Source organism: Xanthomonas sp. SHU 166 (assembly GCF_000364685.1).
Taxonomy (GTDB): domain Bacteria; phylum Pseudomonadota; class Gammaproteobacteria; order Xanthomonadales; family Xanthomonadaceae; genus Xanthomonas_A; species Xanthomonas_A sontii.
In genome coordinates, this window is record NZ_AQOJ01000663.1 from 1 (window position 1) to 3715 (window position 3715).

Consider the following 3715-nt stretch of genomic DNA (forward strand, 5'->3'; position numbering starts at 1 on the left):
TGGTCGATCCGCCACCAGACTTACGGAACCCGAATGGCAGAATCCGCCAAGGAAATCATCCAGGTCAACCTGGAAGACGAGATGCGCAAGAGCTACCTCGATTACGCCATGAGCGTGATCGTGGGGCGTGCCCTCCCGGATGCGCGCGACGGCCTCAAGCCGGTGCATCGCCGCGTGTTGTTCGCGATGAACGAGTTGGGCGCGCACAGCAACAAGCCCTACTACAAGTCGGCGCGTATCGTCGGCGACGTCATCGGTAAGTACCACCCGCACGGCGACCAGTCGGTGTACGACACCCTGGTGCGCATGGCGCAGCCGTTCTCGCTGCGCTACCTGATGGTGGACGGGCAGGGTAACTTCGGCTCGGTCGACGGCGATTCCGCGGCGGCGATGCGTTACACCGAGGCGCGCATGTCGCGGCTCGCGCACGAGATGATGGCCGACATCGACAAGGAAACCGTCGATTTCCAGCCCAACTACGACGAGAAGGAACAGGAACCGTCGGTGATGCCGACGCGCTTCCCGAGCCTGCTGGTCAACGGCTCGGCCGGCATCGCGGTGGGCATGGCCACCAACATCCCGCCGCACAACCTGACCGAGTCGATCAACGCCTGCCTGGCGCTGATCGACAATCCGCAGATCGACGTCGACGGGTTGATGGAGCACATCCCCGGCCCGGATTTCCCGACTGCCGGCATCATCAACGGCACCACCGGCATCGTCGCCGGCTATCGCACCGGCCGCGGCCGCGTGCGCATGCGCGCCAAGGCCGAGATCGAGATCCAGGACAACGGCCGCGAAGCGATCGTGGTCACCGAGATCCCGTACCAGGTCAACAAGGCGCGGCTGATCGAGAAGATCGCCGAGCTGGTCAAGGAAAAGAAGCTCGAAGGCATCAGCGAGCTGCGCGACGAGTCCGACAAGGACGGCATGCGCATCTACATCGAGGTCAAGCGCGGCGAAGCCGCCGACGTGGTGCTGAACAACCTGTACCAGCAGACCCAGATGGAGTCGGTGTTCGGCATCAACATGGTGGCGCTGGTCGATGGCCGCCCGCAGCTGATGAACCTCAAGCAGATGCTGGAGGCCTTCGTCCGCCACCGCCGCGAAGTGGTCACCCGCCGCACCATCTTCGAACTGCGCAAGGCGCGCGCCCGCGCGCATATCCTCGAAGGTCTGACCGTCGCGCTCGCCAACATCGACGAGATGATCGAACTGATCAAGACCTCGGCGAACCCGAACGAAGCGCGCGAGCGCATGCTGGCAAAGACCTGGCAACCGGGCCTGGTCGGCGCGCTGCTCAACGCGGCCGGCGCCGAGGCCTCGCGCCCGGAAGACCTGCCCAGCGGCGTCGGCCTGGTCGGCGGCGGCTACCAGTTGACCGAAGTGCAGGCTACGCAGATCCTGGAAATGCGCCTGCACCGCCTGACCGGCCTGGAGCAGGAGCGCCTGACCGAGGAATACAAGCAGCTGCTGGACGCCATCGCCGGGCTGATCCGCATCCTGGAAAACCCGGACGTGCTGCTGCAGGTGATCCGCGAGGAACTGGTCAACATCCGCGAGGAATACGGCGACGCGCGCCGCACCGAGATCCGCCACAGCGAAGAGGATCTGGACATCCTCGACCTGATCGCGCCGGAAGACGTGGTGGTGACCCTGTCGCACGCCGGCTACGCCAAGCGCCAGCCGGTCAGCGCCTACCGCGCGCAGCGGCGTGGTGGCCGCGGCCGCAGCGCGGCGGCGACCAAGGAAGAGGATTTCATCGACCAGCTGTGGCTGGTCAACACCCACGACACGCTGCTGACCTTCACCAGCAGCGGCAAGGTGTTCTGGCTGCCCGTGCACCAGTTGCCCGAGGCCGGGCCGAACGCGCGCGGCCGCCCGATCGTCAACTGGATTCCGCTGGAGAACGGCGAGCGCGTGCAGGCGGTGCTGCCGGTGCGCGAGTACGCCGAGGGCCGCTACGTGTTCTTCGCCACCCGCAACGGCATGGTCAAGAAGACCCCGCTGAGCGAGTTCGCCTTCCAGCGCAAGATCGGCAAGATCGCGATCAACCTGGACGAGGGCGATGCCCTGGTGGGCGTGGCGCTCACCGATGGCGAGCGCGACGTGCTGCTGTTCGCCTCCAACGGCAAGACCGTGCGCTTCTCCGAACGGCCCAAGGACGACGAGGCCGATGATGCGGCCGTCGACGAGGCCGGTGCCGACGACGGCGCCGTGGCCGACGACGAGGCTGCGGTCGAGGAGGGCGACGACGCCCGTGGCGCGCGGCGCAAGAGCCGCGGCGGGGTCAAGCCGACCGGGCGCAGCAGCCGCGGCGTGCGCGGCATCCGCCTGGCCAAGAGCGAGTACGTGGTCAGCCTGATCGTGGCCGAGCCGGCCGTGGGCCAGGACGAGGACGCCGACGACGTCGACGCCGCAGCGGACATCGAGGTCGATGCCGAGGCGCGCAACGGCGACGAGGCCGATGCCTACATCCTCACGGCGACCGAGAACGGCTACGGCAAGCGCACCCCGCTGGGCGAGTATCCGCGCAAGGGCCGCGGCACCCAGGGCGTGATCGGCATCCAGACCAGCGAGCGCAACGGCAAGCTGGTCGGTGCGGTGCTGCTGAGCACCCGCGACGAAGTGCTGCTGATCTCCGACGGCGGCACCCTGGTGCGGACCCGCGCCTCGGAAATCTCCCGCGTCGGCCGCAACACCCAGGGCGTGACCCTGATCCGCCTGTCCAAGGGCGAGAAGCTGCAGGCGGTGGAACGCCTGGACGGCTCGCTGGTCGAGGAGGACGTGCTGCCGGGCGAGGACGGCGTCGCCGAAGGCACTGGCGAGGCAGCACCGCCGCAGGCGTGATCCGCTCCTGAGCGAACGACGACGCCGGCCTTGTGCCGGCGTCGTCGTTTTCGGGGCTTGCCACCGCGACGAGGCGGATGCTCTGCTGCGAGCGTGCACGCGGCGCCACGGCGGCCATTTGTACGACCGCCGCGTCACACCGACTGACTATGCCGCCGGGTCGTCGTCGCCCTCGACGACACAGGCCGCGTGATGCCCAGGTCGATGCTGGATCACGAGGACGGCAAGATTGCGTGTCAGCGTGTGTCAGCAGGAAACGCGCGGCATTCACCAGCTGCCTGGGATAAGGATGCGCGGCGCGCACGCGCCGCTGCCACGGCGGATGTTCCGCGTGGCCGTGTCCTGCAAGGAGTGGCAATGAACGAATTCGAACGAACGCAGCGTCGTGGCGGCTGGCCGCTGCACCTGCTCGGCGGCGCCTGCGTGCTGATCGGCGCAGTGCTGGCGATTGGCGGCGCCTGGCTGCTGGCGCTGGGCGGCTCCTGGTACTACCTGGTCGCCGGCCTCGGCCTGGCGATCTCCGGCGTGCAACTGTGGCGCGCGCGGCGCAGCGGCGCGCGGTGGTTCGCCGCGACCTTCCTGCTGTCGCTGCTGTGGGCGGCGTGGGAATCGGGCACCGATTACTGGCGCTGGGTGCCGCGCATGGGCCTGATGGTGTTCCTGGCCTTGCTGTTGGCGCTACTCCTGCCGCGGCTGGACCGGCCGTTCTCGCGCACGCTGTCGCGCACGCTCGCCGCGGTGCTGGCGCTGGTGTTCGTCGGCGCGTTCGCGCTGGCGTTCCTGCCGTACGGCGTGACCGAGGCCGACGGCACGCTGGCGCATGCGGCCGGCATGGCCGCGGCGCTGGCGACCCCGCGCGCCGGCG

Annotated in this window: 1 protein-coding gene and 1 pseudogene; both read left to right on the top strand. The window is 68.6% G+C overall.

Annotation, left to right across the window (positions count from 1 at the left end):
* Positions 1-33: 33 nt before the first annotated feature.
* Entirely contained in the window at positions 34-2850 is a 2817-nt protein-coding gene (gyrA, locus tag D180_RS15775; protein WP_017913560.1) for a DNA gyrase subunit A, read from the top strand.
* Between the two features lie 357 nt (positions 2851-3207).
* Positions 3208-3715 (top strand): annotated as a pseudogene (locus tag D180_RS15780) (membrane-bound PQQ-dependent dehydrogenase, glucose/quinate/shikimate family); the annotation flags it as partial.

Excerpts from the sequence above, each read along its gene's own strand:
- gyrA (WP_017913560.1), top strand. The coding sequence starts at position 34 with ATGGCAGAATCCGCCAAGGAAATCATCCAGGTCAACCTGGAAGACGAG.